At 76.2% G+C, this 18465-nt stretch carries 8 protein-coding genes; all 8 read right to left on the reverse strand.

Annotated features, from left to right (window positions below; genetic code table 11):
* Nucleotides 1-23 precede the first annotated feature (23 nt).
* Genes OHA65_RS35830 through OHA65_RS35865 form a run of 8 tightly spaced genes read right to left on the reverse strand, consistent with a single transcriptional unit; the run spans nucleotide 24 to nucleotide 18377 of the window.
* Nucleotides 24-1268: an alkaline phosphatase family protein gene (locus OHA65_RS35830; RefSeq protein ID WP_405763307.1), complete on the reverse strand. Its 1245-nt coding sequence runs from the start codon at nucleotides 1266-1268 to the stop codon at nucleotides 24-26.
* A gap of 27 nt (nucleotides 1269-1295) precedes the next feature.
* Nucleotides 1296-2276, reverse strand: a complete 981-nt coding sequence (locus tag OHA65_RS35835) for a galactokinase (RefSeq protein WP_405763309.1) — start codon at nucleotides 2274-2276, stop codon at nucleotides 1296-1298.
* Nucleotides 2273-4207 carry a methyltransferase domain-containing protein gene (locus OHA65_RS35840; RefSeq protein ID WP_405763310.1) on the reverse strand — a complete coding sequence of 645 codons (1935 nt, stop codon included), beginning with the start codon at nucleotides 4205-4207 and terminating at the stop codon, nucleotides 2273-2275. The genes OHA65_RS35835 and OHA65_RS35840 overlap by 4 nt, the downstream gene beginning before the upstream one ends.
* Entirely contained in the window at nucleotides 4204-5382 is a 1179-nt protein-coding gene (locus OHA65_RS35845) for a glycosyltransferase (RefSeq protein WP_405763311.1), read from the reverse strand. The genes OHA65_RS35840 and OHA65_RS35845 overlap by 4 nt, the downstream gene beginning before the upstream one ends.
* On the reverse strand, nucleotides 5379-6227 hold the full coding sequence (locus tag OHA65_RS35850) for an alpha/beta fold hydrolase (RefSeq protein WP_405758637.1): 849 nt from the start codon (nucleotides 6225-6227) through the stop codon (nucleotides 5379-5381). Before OHA65_RS35850 ends, OHA65_RS35845 begins: the two co-directional genes overlap by 4 nt.
* Before the next feature lie 7 nt (nucleotides 6228-6234).
* Nucleotides 6235-6609, reverse strand: a complete 375-nt coding sequence (locus OHA65_RS35855) for an acyl carrier protein (RefSeq protein WP_405758639.1) — start codon at nucleotides 6607-6609, stop codon at nucleotides 6235-6237.
* Entirely contained in the window at nucleotides 6599-11284 is a 4686-nt protein-coding gene (locus OHA65_RS35860) for a beta-ketoacyl synthase N-terminal-like domain-containing protein (RefSeq protein WP_405763313.1), read from the reverse strand. Before OHA65_RS35860 ends, OHA65_RS35855 begins: the two co-directional genes overlap by 11 nt.
* Entirely contained in the window at nucleotides 11277-18377 is a 7101-nt protein-coding gene (locus OHA65_RS35865; protein ID WP_405763314.1) for an SDR family NAD(P)-dependent oxidoreductase, read from the reverse strand. The genes OHA65_RS35860 and OHA65_RS35865 overlap by 8 nt, the downstream gene beginning before the upstream one ends.
* Nucleotides 18378-18465 lie beyond the last annotated feature (88 nt).

The following is an 18465-nucleotide window of genomic DNA, read 5'->3' on the forward strand; positions in this document are numbered from 1 at the left end:
AGGCGCCCGCCCCCTGCCGGGGTTCAGAACCAGTTGACGGTGAGGGGGAAGGTGGTGGTGGCGGTGGTGTGGGTGGTGTCGGTGGCGGTTGCGTTGATCTGGGTGGTGCCGTTGCTCCATGGTTTGCCGGTGATGCGGCCGGTGTTGGGGTCGATGGTGAGGCCGTAGGGGAGTGCGGTGGTGGTGTAGTGCAGGGCTGGTTTGCCTCCGGTGGCGGTGAGTTGGATGGTGCAGGGCTGGTTGAACTTGCAGGTCTGGGGGCCGGGGTTCGCGAGCTTCAGGTCACCGGGAGACGGGGTCGGCGTGGGCGTGGGCGTGGAAGTCGGCGTGGGCGTCGGCGTCGTGGACCCGTCGAACACCTCGGTGATCGGCTGGACGTTCGCCGCATTGCCCGCGTGCGACGCCGTACCGAACAAGTCCTCGAACGTGCGCAGCAGATGGTGGTGGTTGAAGGCGGCGGCGTACGTGCCGGTCTTGACCCTCGCGCCGTAGAACACCGTGGCGATCTGGTTGGAGCCGAGGTAGTTGTCCTCGTCCCACGTCAACACCAGCAGGCTGTTGTTGGCCTTCGCCCACTGCGCGTACGCGTCGAGGTTGTTCTTCGTCCACGTGTCACCCGTGTTCACCGAGCACGAGTGCATGTCGTTGCACTGGTTCGGCACGACGAACGACAGGTCCGGCAGCGCCGCGAAGTCGTTCTGCGGGAACTGCGCCCAGGTCTTCCCCGTGTTCAGCGGAACGTTCTTGAAGGCGAACCACGGGTTGTGCTTCTGCGCGTACTGGCCGTTGGTGCAGGCCGTGGACCCCTCGGCCGGCAGGTCCTCGTTGTACGAGGCGAAGGTCTTCCCGGCCGCGATCAGCTCCTGGCCGAGGTTGGCCGCGCTCATCGACTGCGGGGTGTAGCAGCCGTCCCCGGTGATGCCCTGGGTGGCGCCGGAGAACAGGTTGAAGTAGTTGGGCTGGCTGGGGTGGGTCAGGGCCTTCATGCCGGTCAGGCTCGCGCCGCCGTTCGCCAGCTGGTTCACGTACGGGGCGTTCGCGCTCCCGATGATCTCGCCGTACTGCTTGTTCTCGTAGACGGCGACCACCACGTGGTCGTACGTCGGCAGCCCCGCGGCGGCCGCCGTCGTCTGGGGCGGCTGCGCACTGCCGTCCGCCGCCTGTGAACTGGCCACGGTGAAGGCGCCCAACAGGCCGAGCGCGCCGAGCGCGGCCACGAGCGCGGACCTGCGGGCCCGGCGTCTCGTGGCGGCCAGGGGTGAGGGCATGAGCGGTTCCTCCTCGATGTCGGTTGTTCATTCCTCCCGCCGGGCCGCACCGGCCACGGCGATGTTCAAGAAGCGCGGTACCGGCCGGCCCCGGCCGCGGAAGTCCTCCGCCACCGCGGCCCGTACGGCCGTCACGCGCGACTCGGGCAGCAGCACCAGCACGCTCCGCCCCGGCCGCTGCCCGGGCGGCCAGGCGCTCAGCGCCCCGGCCCGGCGGGCGCGGGCCACCGCCCGGGCCAGCTCGGTCGGCCGGTCCGAGGGATCGCCCCGGACAGCGAGGAGCACCAGCCGGGTCCCGGACGCGGCGGGATCGAAGCCGATGTGACGCCGCTCCCGCCCGGTATCGAGCAGCAGGGACGTCCCGGGCCGGGCGAACAGCACCGCCGCGCGCAGCGCGTCGTCGCCGTCCGGTAGCTCCCGCGCCAACAGTCTGGCCAGTTCGGCCCGGTCCGGCCGCGCACCCGCCGGGGCGTGTACGTCGGCCACGGCGAGGGCGACCGCGCAGTCTGCGGGCTCTGCCGTGGCCAGCCCGGCGGCGTCCGTCAGCGAGCCCTGGACGTGCAGGTCGGTGCCGCCGCGTCCGTACCCGGCGCGGGCCAGCGCGCGCAGCAGGGCGTACGGGCGCACGGCCCAGGCGGGGGCGGACGGCGGCGGCCCGGCCGGGACCAGCGGCAGATCGCAGCTGTCTGCGGGGTGCCCGAGGGAACTGAGCCGCACCAGCCCGTCGGTACGCGGCGCCGCGGCGGCCGCCACCGGCCAGCCGGCCGCCGCGACCAGTCCGGGGGAGCCCAGGTGGAAGGCGTACGGGGCGCTCCAGACGGCGGCCGGGGGCCGGCCGTGCGAGGCCTCCAGGGCATAGGCGACGAGCCGGAAGAGCGGGTCGGCGGTCGCCCGCCGGGCCAGGTCCGTCGGCACGGGACCGACCGGCACGGCACTGGCGGGTGCAGGACCGGTGGGCGCGGGGCCGGCGTCGGGCGGGGACGTCGCGTCGGCCCGGATCCCCGTCACCGGTGCTCCCCGGGCGCCGTCGGCGGACGGTCGTCCCTGCGGGCCAGCATCCGGTAGGCGTTCCCGCCGTCCGTCTGCCGGGCCGCGACCGTGCGCAGCGCGTCGAGCACCGCCGCGCCGGCGAAGCAGGGCAGCGCCGCTGCCCGTACGGCACGCGCCAGGGCGCGCCGGCCGGGCGTGGCCGGGGGAGCCCACGGGCGGTCCGGATCCGGTGCCAGCCGGGTGGTGGTCAGGGCCACCGCGCCGAAGAAGTCATTGCCCTGGTGGGCGGGGCCGTGCTCCTCCGCCAGGACGGTGAACCCGCGGTCGGCCAGGGCCGCGCGCAGGTTCGGCGCCGGGATCAGGTGCTGGTGCTGCGGCTGGAACCACGGCAGCCACGCCGACCCCAGTAGCCGGGCCATCCGGGATTCGGGGTCGGGCAGCTCGATCGCCAGGTACCCCCCGGGGGCGAGAACGGCGGCAGCGGTGTCCAGCTCGGCGAGAGGATCCCGAGTGTGCTCCAGGTAGTGGTACATGCTGACCACCTCGTACCGGGCGGCCAGTTTCTCCGCGAACTCCGGGAACTGGCCCTGGAAACCGGTATCCACCCAGCCGCGCCGCTCGGCCCCGGCGACGCCGTCGCCCATGTCCAGGCCGTCGAACCGGGTGTCCGGCCAGAGGGCCCGCGCCACGTTGCAGAAGTGGCCGTGTCCCGTTCCGACATCCAGCCAGGAGGCCGGGGCGTGCTCCGTGTACGGCCGGAGCATCTCCGCGCGCTTGCGGTAGGAGTCGCCCAGCCGCCCGAAGACCGTGCCGGCCCCCTCGCCGCCGCGGCCGTCGTAGAAGTCCCGGTAGTAGAACTCCAGCCCCTCCAGCGTCAGGCGGGGGTTCTGGAAGACGTGCCCGCAGTCCCCGCACTGCTCCAGCGTGAACCGGCCCGGCTTGCCCTGGAGCAGATCGGGCACCCGGACGCGCACGGACAGCCGCGCGGAGCCGCACCAGGGGCAGTCCGGGCGGCGCGGCTCCAGGAACCGGGCGCTGCCGCCGGCCAGTTCGGCCCGGTACGCGGCTGCCGCCCGGTCGGCGTCGGCATTCGTCTCCGCGGGCGTACGCAGGACCGCACCGGCCGTGCGCACGGCAGCGCCGAGGGACCGCGCCGGCCGGGCGGCGGTCGCCCAGGGCAGGTCGGCGGGACGCAGCGGGGCACCGGGCCCGCCGAGCACCAGGTACGGCTGCAGCCAGTACAGCCCGGCCGCGGCCGCACCCCACCGGCCCTGCCGCGCGGCGAGCCCGGCCAGCAGCGCCACCCCGGCGAGCTGCGCGGCGGCCAGCGCCCCGGGCGGCAGCCCCTGGGCCCGCAGCTCGGCCGCCCGCACCGCACCCGCCGGGTCCCCGGTCCGGCCGACGGACAGCGCGGGCGCGATGGCCAGACCCGTGGAGCCGGCGGCGTACTCCTTCAAGCGGCGGGTCAGCGCCAGGAGTTCGGCCGGCTCCAGGCCCGCGCCGGGCGCGCCGGGGTCCGTCCCGCCCGGATTCACTGCGGCTGGATCCACCCCGGCCCGGGCCAGCACCTCCTCGGCGACCAGCACGGCGTACCCGGCCCCGCGCCCCTCGGCGAGCCGGTCCTCCCGGTACCGGCCCGGGTCGACCAGCCGCAGCAGTCCCAGCACCCGCTCGGCGGCGAGGTCCGCCGGCAGCAGGTCCAGCACCCACAGGCCCTCCCGGTCGGCGTGCGCGCAGGCGGCCAGGAACGTCGCCGGACCGGCCTCGACCCCGTGTGCGGTCAGCAGCCGCCACCCCGCGGCACGGGGCAGTCCGGCCGCCGCGGACGGCGGCGCCGGCAGTACGGGGATGGCCCGCAGCCGGCGGCGGGCCCGCACCGTACCCGCGCCGAGCGCGGCCACGGTCAGCGCGGAGGTCCACCGGACCCGGCGGAAGAGGGTTGGTGTCATGACAGCTTCTCCAACCGGTCGGCCGCGGCGGCGGCCCCGCCCGCCGCGGCGAAGGAGGCCTGGATCCGCCGGGCGGCCCGGCGGGGGCCGGGATCGTCCAGCACGGCCGTGAGCGCATCGCACAGTTCCTCGGTCCGGGTCCTGCCGAAGCGGACCCGCACCCCCGCCCCCGCCTCGACGACCTGCCGGGCCACGATCGGCTGGTCGTCGCGGATCGGCGCGACCACCAGGGGCAGCCCGTACGCGAGCGCCTCGCAGACGGTGTTGTGGCCGCCGTGGCTGACCACCGCGTCCAGATGCGGCAGCAGCTCCAGCTGCGGCACCCTCTCCCGCAGGAGGACGTTCCCCGGCACCGGCCCGGCCAGCGTGGCGGGCGCAGCCAGCACCAACTGCACATCACCCGAAAGTCGTTCGGCGGCTTCGAGCACCGTTGCGTAGAACCGGCCACCTGCCTGCTGGTTGAGGGTGCCCAGGGAGACCAACACCCGTCGGCGCTCCGGGTCCAGTCGCTGCCAAGGGAAACCGGGTACGGCCGGCCGGGCCCCGAAAGCGGGTCCGACGAACGCGAAGTGGGCGGGGAACCCCGCCCCGGCGCCCACGAGTTCGGGAGTCGAGAAGACGATCACCAGCCGCTCGGAGAACCGCGGGTCCCAGTCCGGCTCCGGCAGCCCGCACGCCGAGAGGAAACCGGCGATCTGCCCGGAGACCCACTCGCCGACCTTGGGGAAGTCCGCGAAGGGCCGGGTCAGTTCGGCCGACGTACTGGCCGAGGTGGCCCAGGGGATCCCGAGCCGGCGGGCGACCACCGGTCCGGCCAGCGCCTGCTGGTCGGCGACCAGCAGATCCGGTGCGAAGGCGTGCGCCGCCTCCGTCACCCCCCTCACCATCGCCAGGGCCAGCGGTACCAGCGCCTCGGCCCACAGGAAGCGCAGTGCCCCGACCCCGCGCAGATCGCGCCAGCGCTCGTGCAGGGCCGCGTAGCCCCCGCCCGCCTCGTCCCCGCCCGCCTCGTCCCCGGCCGGCAGGATCCGGGCGTGCGCGGGCAGCAGCCGGGACAGCGCCCCGGCCGGCCCCGTCCAGGCGACCTCATGCCCGCGGGCGGCCAGTTCGGCGCCGACCGCCACCGTAGGGTTGACGTGCCCCGCCAGCGGCGGAACGGTGAACAGCACCCTCATCGGACCAGCGCTCCCGTCCGCGGGGCCGGCGCCGCCGCCCGCCCGGTCCGCGCCGTGCGCGCCGCCGTCGCTCGGAGGTGGGCGAGCACGGTCTCCCGCAGGACCCCGCTGCTCTCCTTCAGCACGTCGTGGCCGAGGTCGGGCAGGATCTCGATCGTGGCGCGCGGTGCACGTCCGGCCAGCTCCACCGCGCCCGGCACCAGTTCGGAATGCTCCCCGCAGATGACCAGCGTCGGGCAGTCCAACCGGGCGAAGTCGGCCGCGGTGAACGTCCGGCTCGCCGCGATGTCGTCGATCAGGCTGGTGCGGTTCAGCAACTGGTCGGCGATCGAGGTCAGGTTGGCGGCCTTGCGCAGGCGCAGGGTGAGCAGCTCGGCGGGGACCGGGCTGTCCTCCAGGCTGAGCGCCGCCGCCGACAGGGTGTCCACCATGTTCTCGACCCAGGCTCCGCTGAGCGGGGGTTCGAGCAAGGTCAGCCCGGCGACGAGGTCCGGACGGGCGAGGGCGGCGTGCAGGGCCAGGGTGGCGCCGTAGCTGTTGCCGACCAGGTGCACCGGGCGGTGCCCGAGGCCCAGCGCACCCAGCAGCGACACGAGGTCCCGCACGGCGCTCCGGCTGTCGTACCCCGTGGCCGGGCGCTCGGTCCGGCCGTGGCCGCGCAGGTCGTAGAGGACGGCCTCGTGGCCCGCCCGGGCCGTCGGGACGGCCAGGGGGCAGTAGAAGGAGGACAGGTTGTCCACGACCAGCCCGTGCAGGAAGACCACCACGGGACGGTCGGGACCGGCGGCCGAGGCCGGCAGCCGCTGGACGTGGAAGCGCAGGGAACCCGCGCAGACGAAGGCCATGGCGGGCTCAGCCGGCCGTTTTCGCGCTGACCGGCGCGCCCGCACGGCCGGCCGCGGCAGTAGTGGGCCCCTCGGCCGCCGGGACCGTCGCCGACGTACGGGCCAGGGAGGCGTGGGTGATCCGGGTGATGTGGGTGACGAGATCACCGACCGACATCGCCAGGATCGAGTCCATGTCCTTCTCGGCGAGGAAGCCCATCAGGTCCACCTCGGAGCCGTAGCGCTGGTGCAGCTGTTCGGCGAGTGCGACGAACTCGATGCTCTCCAGGGCGAGATCCTCGTTGAAGCTCGTACTCATCGTGACCTCCTCCGCGAGAAGGAACTCGTCGCCGAGGATCTCCACGAGCATGCCGGTGATCTCGGCGAGGACGTCAGTGGCCATGGCTGGTCTCCGTGAGGTGGAAGGGGACGGGGGAAGGGGCCGCGGGGTGGGCGGTCCAGGCGACGAGGTACGCGTCGGCCCCGGGTTCGGGGAGGGCGGCGGTACGCACCGGGTGCGCGTGCCCTTCGGGCGACCGCACCAGCAGCCCGCCGGACTCCGGGTCGGGCGAGACCCGCCACTCCCGCGGCCGGCCGCCCAGCCCGGTGCCGCGGGCCTTGGCGGCGGCCTCCTTCGCACACCACAGGGCGGTGAGGGCGGACGGCATTCCGGAGCCGTCGCGGGCGGCCAGGTCCTCGGCCAGAAGCAGTTCGGCCGGCGTGAGCGCGACCCGGATCAGTGCGTCCGGGTCGCCGGTCACCGGCTCGACGTCGATGCCGACGGGCCGGGACGGATCGGCGAGGGCGACGGCCACCCGGTCCTTGTGCGCGATCGACAGCCGGAAGCCGCGGGCCAACGCGCCCCCGGGGACGGGCCGTCCGGCCGGGTCGTTGCCGATGGGGACCTCCACCGGGAACACCGGACCGGCGCCCCCGTCCCAGAGCAGCTGCCGCAGGGCGTCCTTCGCGGCGATCCGGCCCAGCAGCCACGGCGCCCGGGCGCGCGGCGCCAGCCGCTCGTACGCCGTGCGCTCCGCGGCGCCGAGGTAGCGGCGCATCACCAGCTCCTGCGAGGCGGGATCCGTCCAGCGCCGCCGGGCCAGACACCAGCCGGCGGGCCGGGGCTCGCCGATCCCGCACACCTCGGGGGTGAACTTCATCGGCCACACCCGCTCGTCCGCCCCGAAGCGGCGGTACGTCCAGCCGTCGATCGTGGCCCACACCCGGCCCGTGGGGTCGAGGAGTTCGAGGTCTCCGCGGACGGTGACCGCGCGGACCTCGCGGATCCGGGCCGTGGCCGTGACCAGGGCGTGCGGCGCGGGCGGGGGCCCGTAGTAGCGGATCCGCTCGATGGAGGCGGGGAACACCAGCCGGTCGACGGGGAGCCGTAGCTGCATCCAGTGCCCGAACAGCTGCCCGGCGGCGTCGAGCAGCGCACCCGGGTCGGGGAGCGCGCGCAGCACTCCCTGGATGCCGTCGGAGCCGACGGTCCGGACCTCGTGGACGCCGGCGAATCGGGGGCCGTGGAACATCCACCGGTCCCGGTACAGGGCCTCGGCGCTGACGGGGGCGGTCCCGGACTCCCGCAGCGGCGTGGTGTCGGGCTCGGGCGGCTGCCCGTGGCCCGGGCCGAACAGCACGACGACGGAGGCGTAGGGGCCCAGCCCGATCCGGATCCGTCCGGGGCCGTCGCCGTGGACGTGGACGTCGACGTCCACGGCGGGCGCGGCAGGGAGCCACCGCAGGGCGCGCACCTCGTCGTAGCCGGTGACGACGGCGCCCGGCGGGGCGTGCCGACGGGCCGCGTCGGCGGCCAGCTCCAGCATGGTCGTCATGGGGACGACCGGGAACCGGTCGGAGTCCTCGGGCCAGCCCTCGGGCTGGAGGTACACGCAGTGGTCGCGTACGTAGGGCATGGCGTCGAGGGACACCCGGAGCCGGTGCGTCCCCGTGGCCCTCCCCGAACCGGCGTGGGACGAGCTGGGTACGCCCTCGCCCGGAGGCGTCCCGGGCGCCGGTCCGTCGAGCGGAGGCCGGCCGGCACCGGCCGGACGTCGGGCGAAGTCGCCGTCGCGACGATCGGCGCCGCCGGGCTGCGGGCCGCCGGGTCCCGGCAGCGCAGCGGCAGCCGCGGGACGTGAGGGTCCCCGGACGGTGGACCAAGCCTCGGTCACCGCCCGGGCCGCCGACCGGGTGTCGTCGAGCACCGCGTCCAGCGCGGACAGCAGCACCGGCCGGTCCGTGTCCGCCGGGGAGGGCGCCGGCCGGTCCGCGGCCGCCGCGGACCGCGGTACCGGGCCGCCCGCCCCCGGTACGGGTTCCGGACCCGGCCTGGAACCGAGACCGCCCACGAGGGACGCCGCCCCCTCACCCAGGCGGACCAGCGGCGAACCGAGGTCCAGGGGGACGGCCCGGTCCGGCGCGGCCGGCGCGGGGCGGGCGGCGGGGGCGGACAGCGCGTCCCATCGTGGTGCGTGCCCCTCGGTCCACAGGGCGGCGCAGGTCCGCCGGAGGGCGGCCGGTCCCGACAGCCGGGGTGAGGACGTGGCCACCGACAGGTGGGGCCGGTCCCGCAGGGTGTCCTCGACGAAGCCCGGCAGGCTGCCCGGCCCCATCGTCACGAAGCTCCGCACTCCCGCCTCCTCGTACAGCCGGAGCGTCAACTCCCGGAACCGCACCGGCTCCAACAGGTGCCGTACGACCAACTCGCGTACCTCGGCAGGCCCTTCCGGGAACGGCGCACACGTCGTCGCCGACCACACCGGCAGCTCCGCGGAGCGCAGCGGCAGCCGCGCGAAGGCCGCCCGGACCTGCCCCAGGTACGGCTCCCACATCGGCGTGTGGAACCCCGAGCGGAAGGGCAGCTCCTGGCCCAGCACGCCCTCCCGCCGCAGCCGCTCCAGGACCTGCGCCACTTCCGCCGGCTCCCCGCACACCACCGACTGGTGCGGGCAGTTGTCGTGGCTGACCACCACCGCGTCCAAGCCGTGCAGCGCGGCCTCCGCCCGCCGCGCGCCGCAGCCCAGCGCCGCGTACACGAGATCGGGGACCTTCAGCGAGCCCGGCCGCAGCGACTCCAGGAAGGAATCGGCCGCCTCCCGCGGGTACATCCCGCCGGCCACCATCGCCGCCCACTCGCCGAGACTGTGCCCGGCCAGCACATCGGCCTCGATGCCGAGTTCCGGCAGGACCCGGGCGTAGAACCGGCCCGTGGCGATGGCGTCCAGCGCCCGTTCCATTAGCTCGGCGCCCCGGCCGAGCCGCGGTCGCTCCAGCCCCGTCAGGTCGGCCACCTCGTCCAGTGCCGGTGCGAACTCCGGTTCCAGGCCGGGGAACAGGAAGGCCGTGCGACCGCCCAGCGGCTCCGGGGTGAACCACACGTCCCCCCGCCCCCGCCAGGGCCGGCCGCGGCCCACCGCCTTCGCGGCGAGCGCGAGGCGCTGCGGCGTCGGCCCCACCACCGCCAGCCGGCACGGCCCGTCGCCGCCGGACGCCGCACCGGCGGCCAGCAGCCGCGCCAGCTCCGCCGGACCGTCCGCGCCGAGCAGCAGTACGTCCTCCCGCGCGCCCGCCCCGACCACCGGTGCGCCCGAGGCCCCCAAGGGCAGGAAGCGCCGTACCGCCTGCGCCGGCGCGGTGGAACCCGGGGCCTCCTCCAGCACGGCGTGCGCGTTGATCCCGCCGAACCCGAACGCGTTGACCCCCGCCCGGCGCGGCTGCGGCCCCCGCTCCCACGGCTCCGCCGCCGTCACCGGGCGCATCCGGGTCCGGGCCAGGTCCGGGTGCGGCTCTTCCACGTGCAGGGTGGGCGGCAGCATCCCCTCGCGCACGGCGAGCGCCGCCTTGATCAGCCCGGCCATGCCCGAGGCCTGCATGGTGTGCCCCACCATGGACTTCACCGAGCCGAAGCCGACCCCGGGTCCCGCAGCCCCGGCTGGGCCGAACACCTGTGCCAGCGTGTCCAGTTCGGCGGCGTCGCCCACCGGTGTGCCGGTCCCGTGCGCCTCCAACAGACCCAGCGCGCCCGGCGCCCGCGGGTCCAGCCCGGCCTCCCGCCAGGCCCGCTCCAGCGCCCGTACCTGGCCGGCGACCAGCGGGCTCATCAAACTGGCTGCCCTGCCGTCCCCGGCCACACCGGTGCCGCGGATCACGGCGTAGATCCGGTCGCCGTCCCGCTGCGCGTCCGCCAGCCGCTTCAGCAGCACCACACCCGTGCCCTCGGACAGCAGGGTCCCGTCGGCCCGCCGGTCGAAGGGGCGGATGCGTTCGCTCGGGCTCAGCGCCCGCAGCTGGGTGAACACGCTCCACAGCGTGGCGATGTGGCAGTGGTGCACGGCCCCCGCGACCACGGCGTCACACCGCCCACCCGCCAGCAGCGCCACCGCCTGGTCCACCGCCAGCAGGGAGGAGGCACAGGCCGCGTCCAGCGTGTACGCGGGGCCGCGGAAGTCCAGTCGGTTCGCCGTCCGGGCTGCGGTGAAGCTCGGCACCAGGCCGATCGACGCGTCGGGCCGCTCCGGACCCAGTGCCTCCTGGAACGCGGAGCGCACCGCCGCGATCCGCCGTTCGCCCAGCTCGGGCGCCAGTTCCCGCAAGGTCTGCGCCAACTGGTGGGCCGTCCGCACCCGTTGGTCGAGTCGGGCGGTCGCCACCCCCATGAACCCGCCGCGCCCCAGCACCACCCCGATCCGGGAGCGGTCGGCGGGCAGCCGGTCCTCGCCCCCCGCGTCGGAGATCGCCTCGGCCGTCGCATGCAGGGCCAGCATCTGGTCGGGTTCGGCCCCTTCCACGGCGGCCGGCATGATCCCGAACCGGGTCGGGTCGAAGGCCGCCAGACCGTCGACGAAACCGCCGCGCCGGCAGTAGAACCGGTCCCCGCGCACGGGCCCGGCCGAGCCGTCGGGGTCGTAGTACACCTCCGGGTCCCAGCGCCCGGGCGGCACTTCGGTGATGCAGTCCGTCCCGGCGAGGAGGTTGCGCCGGTAGGAGGCCAGGTCCGCGGCTCCGGGGAACACCGCACCCATCCCGACGATGGCGGCGTCGGTCGGCCGCGGGCCGCTCCGCTGTCGCTCACTCATGCTCCGCGCCCTCCTGAGCCATCAGGACCACCTGTACGTCGCTCCCGTAGGCGAGTTCGGCGAGGAACGCGGCCGTCCCGGCCTCCGGGGTGATGAGCGGGATGCCGCGCCGGGCGTACGCGCGCTCCAGCTCGGGGGTGACCATTCCGCCCGCGCCGGCCGCCCACGGGCCCCAGTCGACGGAGAGCACCCGGCCCGGGAAGGTGTCGGCCCAGGAGAGGGCGAGCCCGTCGAGGGCGTCGTTCGCTGCGGCGTAGTCGCTCTGCCCGCGGTTGCCGTACACCCCGGCGACACTGCCGAACAGGGCCAGGAAGGCGGGTGCGGGGGCGCTGCCGTGTTCGGCGGCCGCGGCCGCCAGGTGCCTGGCGCCGGCCACCTTCGTGGTGAACACCTCGGCGAACGCCGCCGGATCCTTGTCGCGCAGCAGCCCGTCGCGCAGGGTCCCGGCGCCGTGCACGATGCCGTCGAGCCGGCCGTGCCGGGCCCGTACGCCGGCCACGACGGCCCGTACGGCCTGCGCGTCGGTCACATCGGCGCAGTGGTAGCGGACGGATGCGGCGGCGGTGGCGAGGGCGCTCAAGGTCGCCCGGACCTCGCGCTCGGCCAGGATGCGGGAGGCGGCGGCCTCGATCTCGGCCGGGGTGCGCAGGCCGTTGGCGATGAGGGCCGCCCGCAGTGCCACCCGGTCGCCGGCCCGTGCGAACTCGTCCTCCTGCGCCGGTGGTTCGGGCGTCCGCCCGACCAGCTCCACGTGGCATCCCGAGGCGCGGGCCAGTGCGAGCGCGATCCGGGCGGTGATGCCCCGGGCGCCGCCGGTGAGCAGCACCACCGAGTCGGGGCCGAGGGGTGGTGTCCCTCCGGGGGCGTCGCGGAGCGGCGCGGGAACGGGTCGACGGGTCGCCCGGGCCCCGTCGGCGGTGTGACCGACCGAGGCGAGCCCTTCAGCAGCATCCGAACTCAGCTCGGCGATCAGCCGGAGGGCGGACTGCCGGGGGTCCTCCTTGGGGTCGAGGTCCACGGCGCGGACGAGGGTGGCGGGGAACTCCAGGGCGGCGCTTCGGGCGAAGCCGTGCAGCCCCGTTCCCGGGGTGGAGCCGAGGAGCAGCCGGGGCACGCCGGAGACGAGGGCGCGCTTGAGCCGCGGGAAGGCGGCGGGCAGAACGGCCTCGTGACCGGGCCGGAGCGCGCAGAGGTCGACGAGGCCGTCCAGCGCGGCCCCCGCTCCCGCCGGGGCACCCGCCTCGGTGTCCGGGTCCGCGGGGCCGTCGTCATCGGGACCGGTCCCGGTCCCGGTCCCGGCACCGACGGGCACCGTGACCGCTTCGGCCCCGTGGTCCCGCAGTGCCCGGCCGAGCGCGAGGGCGACTCCCTGGCCGTCCTCGACGACCCCGATCCGAAGGCCGCGCAGGCCACCGGGCTCCCCGGCGGCGGGGCCGAGGGCGATGGTGTCCACCCGCCACCGGCGGACGGGGCTGGGTGCGGGAGCCGGTTCGGCCGGTCCTCCGGTGTCCGCGGCCCCCGCGGGCAGGCCCGGGGGGCGTTCGGCGGGATGGGGAGCCGCGGGCGCGTGGCCCGTGCCGGGAGCGTGCGCCGTGATCCAGTCGACGATGCCGCGCAGGGTCTTGATGCGGGACAGCTCCTCGACCGCCGGCTCGGCGGATCCGCCGGGGTCCCGGGGCAGCCCGATCCGGTCGGCGAGGGCGCCGATGATCTCGACCCGCTTGATGGAGTCGATGGAGAGGTCGGCCTCCAGGTCCAACTCGGGGTCGAGCATGTCCCGCGGGTATCCGGTCCGGGTGTGGACGATCTCCAGTACGGCGTCCATCACCTCATCGGCGGACCCCACCGCGACCGGCGTCACGCGGCCGCCGTGCGCATCCGCTTCGACCGGGCCGGGCAGGACCGTGGTGCCCGTGGCGTAGTCGGGCGGCGTCGCCGGAGCCGACGGTCCGGCCGGTCCGGCAGCGGCCGTGCCGACGGCAACCGTCGGCCGGTGGCCGTTCGTAGCGGTTTCAACGGCTCCCGGCCAAGCCCGGGCACCCCTGTCCTCATGCCGGGACGGAACCGGAGCGGCCCCCAAGTAGTCCAGCAGGACGGCTCGTTGGGCTTCGACCAACTCACGGGTGACGCGCAGGTACTCCAGTACCGCCTGCTGGCGGGGGTCCTGCGCAGGATCGAACGCGGCCGCGGGGGCTGCGGCCGGGGCGGATGCCGCGGGCAGCGCCGGCGACGGCTGTGGCGCGAGCGACGGGTGCGGGGCGGCGCCGGGCGCGGCCTCGGGCACGGGGGCAGCGGGCGGCGCGGGCGGTGTGATGCGGCGCGGTGGCCGGAGGCCGCCCGGGACCGGGGTGCCCGCCGAGGTCCGGACCAGGTGGCCGTCCACCAGCCAGCCGGGGCGGCGCGGGGCCCGCTCCGGGAGGCGGGACGTGCGCCCGCGGAACAGCGCTTCCGGGCTGACCGCGACCCCGGCGGCGACGAGTTCGGCCAGCGCCGAGACCAGCCGGACCAGCCCGTGCTCGCCCGGCACGTCCAGCGGGACCACCGTGTGCGGGCGGCCGCGCAGGATCCGGCCCACCAGGCCCGAGAGGACCCGCCCCGGCCCCGCCTCCACGAAGGTGCGGACACCGGCCGCGTACATGGCCTCGACCTGGTCCGTGAACCGGACCGGCTCCGCGACCTGGCGGGCCAGGAGCCCCCGCACGGCATCCGCGCCGGCCGGATACGGGGCGGCCGTCGTGTTCGACCAGACCGGGACGGCGGCGTCGGCAACCGCCGTCCCGGCCAGCTCCGTCGCCAGGACGGCCGCCGCATCCGCGACCACCGGGCTGTGGAACGCGCAGGCCACCGTCAGCGACTGCGCCTCGAATCCCGCCGTGCGCAGCGACTCCACGGCCGCGGCGACCGCGGCCGTCGGCCCCGAGATCACGCACTGTCGCGGGGCGTTGTGGTTGGCCACCACACACCCGGCGCGCACGATGATCTGCCGGACCTCCTCCGGCGCGGCCGACACCGCCGCCATGGACCCCGGGTCGGTCCCTGCCGCGGCCACGATCGCCTCGGCCCGGCGTGCGCTGAGTCGCAGCAGGCCCTGCACGTCGTACGCCCCCGCCGCCCAGAGTGCGGTGAGCTCCCCGTACGAGTGCCCGGCCACGTGGTCCGGCCGTACGCCCAGCCGCCCCAGCAGCAGATGGGCCGCCGCACCGGCCAGCCCGAGGGCCGGCTGGGCCACCCGGGTGTCGGTGACCGCGGCCCGCTGGGCGGCCCGCTCCTGCGCCGTGAAGGCCGCCGGCGGGAACACGGCCGAGACCACCGCCTGCGGGGCCCCGTCCAGCAGCCCCCGCAATCCGGGGAACGCCGTGAACAACTCGCCGAGCATGCCGACCCGTTGACTGCCCTGGCCCGGGAACAGGAACGCCACCCGGCCCGGATCCGCCGACTCCTCCCGTACGTGCACCCCCTCGCCCGCGGTGAACCCCCGGGCCCGCTCCAGCCGGGCCGCGAGCTCGTCGAGATCGCCGGCCACGACCGCCACCCGGACCGGACCGGAGTCGGCGCACACCTCCGCAGCCAGGTCGCGCAGTGCCCACGGCCGCCCGGCGGCGTCGTTCTCCTCAAGGCGCGCCGCGAGCCGGGCCATCGCCCGCCCCACCGCCCGCCGGTCCTCGCCGCGGAAGCAGAACAGTTCGGCCGGCCAGTCCTCCCGGCCCTGCTCCGGTTCCTCGGCACCTGCGTAACCGGCCAGTACCGCGTGGTAGTTGGTGCCGCCGAAGCCGAACGCGCTCACCCCGGCGATCCGCCGCTCCGCGGGCACCGTCCACGGCCGGGCCTCGGTGTCGAAGACGAACGGGCTGGCGTCGGCCCGCCAGGCCGGGTTCGGTCGCTCGATGTGCAGGGTGGGCGGCCGGACCCCGGCGTGCACCGCCCGGGCCGCCTTGATCAGCCCGGCCAGGCCCGCCGCGCACTTGGTGTGCCCGAGCTGCGATTTCACCGAGCCCAGCGCGCAGGTGCCCACCCCGGCCCCGGCCGCCGTGAACACCTCGTTCAACACGCCGAGTTCGGTGCTGTCGCCGACCACCGTGCCCGTACCGTGCGCCTCGACCAGGCCCACCTGGCGCGGCGAGACGCCCGCCCGCGCATAGGCCCGCTCCAGGGCCCGCCGCTGCCCTTCCGGCCGCGGCGCGGTCAGCCCTAGGGAACGGCCGTCGCTGGACGCCCCCACCGCCTTGATCACCGCGTAGACGCGGTCGCCGTCCCGCTCCGCGTCCGCCAGCCGCTTCAGGACCAGCGCGCCCACCCCCTCGCCGAGCGCGATCCCGTCGGCGGCGGCGTCGAAGGGCCGGCAGCGCCCGCCCGGCGACAGGGCGCGCACCGAGGCGAACAGCAGGTAGTCGTTGATCCCGTTGTGGACGTCGGCGCCCCCGCACACCACCATGTCGCTGTCGCCGTCCCGCAGTTGGCGACAGGCCAGGTCGAGGGCGGCCAGCGAGGAGGCGCACGCGGCATCGACCGTGCAGTTCGCACCGCCGAGGTCGAGCCGGTTGGCGACCCGGCCCGCGATCACGTTGGCGAGGATCCCGGGGAAGGAGTCCTCGGTCAGCCGGGGCAGCTGCTCGTCCAGGCCGGGCGGCAGCTCCCCGAGGTAGGCGGGGTGCAGCGCCCGCAGCCCGTACGCGCCCGCCAGTTCGGTGCCGGCCTCCGCCCCGAAGACCACCGAGGTCCGCGCGCGGTCGAACTCCCGCTCCTTGCCGTACCCGGCATCGCCGAGGGCCCGCGCCGAGATCTCCAGGGCCAGCAGCTGCACCGGCTCGATCCCGGCCAGCGAGGACGGCGGGATGCCGTGCGCGAGGGCGTCGAACGGGACGGGGTCCAGGAAGCCGCCCCAGCGCGAGGGGGTCCGCTCGCCGGCCCGCGCCGGATCGGTGTCGTAGTAGAGCGCCGGATCCCAGCGATCGGCCGGAACCTCGGTCACCGCGTCGCCCCCGGCCAGGATCTGCGCCCAGTACGCGGGGAGGTCGGGTGCGCCCGGGTAGGCGCAGGCCATCCCGACGATGGCGACGTCGAGCGGGTCGGCCCGGTCCGGGGACTGCGCCCCCGGGCCGCGGGCCGCGAGTGCCGCGGCCCGCCGCTCCAACAACTCCGTCGCCCCGTCGGTCACCTGGGCGTGCAGTGCGGCGACCGTAGTGGTGGCGGTGCGCAGGGTGGCGGCCTGACCCAGCATGAACAGCCCGTCCGCGTACTGCCGTTCCTGGTCCACCGGCTCCAGCTTCGCCCCGCCCCGGCGCAGCCCCTTGCTGGCGATCCGCAGCCGCCCCAGGTTCAGCCGCTCCAGCTCCTCCCACACCTCGCGCGGCTCGGTCCCGCTCCCGGCGAGCCGTTGCCGGGTCGCCTCGAAGGCGTGGGCGTACGGCGTGTCCGCGCAGCGTGTGGCATGGCCGGGCGCGGTGTGCAGCAGAACGGTCCGCGAGCAGTCCACGGCCGCCTGCTGGAACCGGGGCGTGACCGCGCCCGCCGCCACGGCCTCCTCGGTGAACAGGTAGGCCGTGCCCATGAGTACGCCCACCCGCGCGCCCCGTTCGGCCAGCGGGGCGGCTGCCGCGACCGCCATGGCCGCGGAGCGCCCGTCGTGGATCCCGCCGGCGAACAGCACGTCGAGGGCTTCCGGTTCGGGGCTGGCGAGCAGGCGCTCGATCTGCTCCTCCCACAGCGGGAAGGAAGCGCGCGGACCGACGTGGCCGCCGCACTCCAGCCCCTCGAACACGAACCGCCGTGCTCCCTCGGCGAGGTAGCGCTCCAGGAGGCCCGGCGAAGGCACGTGCAGATGCGTCAGGGTCCCCGCGGCCTCCAGGGGGGCCGCCTGCGCCGGACTGCCCCCGGCGATGATCGCGTACGGCGGTCTGACGTCGGCCACGGCCGCCAGCTGCTCCCGCCGCAGCTCGGGCGGCGCGAAGCCGAGCAGGCCCACGCCCCAGGGCCGGTCGCCGAGCCGCTCGGCGGCCTCGGCCAGCAGTCGGCGTACGTCCGGCCCCTCCATCACCGCGAGCGCCAGGTACGGGACGCCGCCGGCGGCGGCCACCGCCTCGGCGAAGGCCGCCTGGTCGCTGACCCGGGTCATGGGGCCCTGAGCGACGGGGCGGCCCCGCAGGAGCGGCCGCGCCGACACCGCCGCGGCCAGGTGCCCCGTGATGGCCGCCCGTACGGCCCGGAGCACACCCCCCGTGGTGCGGTGGCGTGCGGCGAGCCGGGCCGCGGCGGCCCCGTCCTGGCCGACGGGCAGCAGCTGCGTGCGCAGGTCCCGGGCCCCGAGCAGGGCCGCGGCCGGGCCGTCCGGCGGGGGCAGGTCGGGCCGTGCGTACACCCGGTGGCCGTCGACCAGCCGGGTCTCGGAGCCGTCCATCGCCCGGATCGCCGCCGCCGCTTCGGCGGGCAGCCCGGCTTCGCCCTCCGCGGTCAGCGCCAGTTGTACGTCGACCAGGACGCCCGCGGCTCCGCCCGCGACGGCCGCGGCCGCCGTGTGCGGGCCGATCCCGCCCCAGGCCACGACCGGCACGTCGATGCCGGGGTCGGAGAGCAGTTGCTGGAGCAGGACGAAGGTGGTGGTCCCGCCCACCCGGCCGCCGGCCTCGTGCCCCTTGGCGAGGACCGCCGCGGCACCGGCGGCCACCGCGGCACGGGCCTCCGCCCGGCCGGTGACCTCGGCCCACACCCGGGGCCGCCCGGCTGCAGCCGCCCAGTCGGCCACCCGCTCCGGGCCGTACTCGGCGGGGTCGGCGAGCAGCACCGTGTCCACCTCGGCCGGCAGCTGCGCCGGCCCGAGCGGGCAGCCCGCGGGCACCCGCACCCCGTAGCGCCGCCGGGGGCCGATCCGGCGGGCGAGCTCCGCGAAGGCGGCCGACGCTGCGTCGGGGTCCCGGCCGAGGTCGAGCAGCCCGAGGGAGCCGGCTCGTTCGGCGGCGATCACGATGCGGGGCTGCGGCTCCTCGAAGGGGCTGAGCGCGACCACCAGGTCGCGCGGGTCGGCGGAGTGCGCGTACGGGTCGTTGGGCTGCGCGTACGGGTCGCTGGGCTGTGGGGACGGCGCGGGCTGGGGGGTCACGGGCGCTCCTCATTGAGTGCTGTGTCACGTGTCGCCGGGCTGCGCAACGGCTGGGCAGGGCGTGGCGGGGCGCCCCCGGGCACACCCC

Origin of the sequence: Streptomyces sp. NBC_00045 (assembly GCF_045041095.1) — a bacterium.
GTDB lineage: Bacteria > Actinomycetota > Actinomycetes > Streptomycetales > Streptomycetaceae > Streptomyces.

Bases quoted from the DNA above. Each gene is read 5' to 3' on its own strand.
- OHA65_RS35860 (WP_405763313.1), bottom strand. From the start codon at position 11,284: ATGAGTGAGCGACAGCGGAGCGGCCCGCGGCCGACCGACGCCGCCATC.
- OHA65_RS35855 (WP_405758639.1), bottom strand. From the start codon at position 6,609: ATGGCCACTGACGTCCTCGCCGAGATCACCGGCATGCTCGTGGAGATC.
- OHA65_RS35845 (WP_405763311.1), bottom strand. From the start codon at position 5,382: ATGAGGGTGCTGTTCACCGTTCCGCCGCTGGCGGGGCACGTCAACCCT.
- OHA65_RS35830 (WP_405763307.1), bottom strand. From the start codon at position 1,268: ATGCCCTCACCCCTGGCCGCCACGAGACGCCGGGCCCGCAGGTCCGCG.
- OHA65_RS35850 (WP_405758637.1), bottom strand. From the start codon at position 6,227: ATGGCCTTCGTCTGCGCGGGTTCCCTGCGCTTCCACGTCCAGCGGCTG.
- OHA65_RS35840 (WP_405763310.1), bottom strand. From the start codon at position 4,207: ATGACACCAACCCTCTTCCGCCGGGTCCGGTGGACCTCCGCGCTGACC.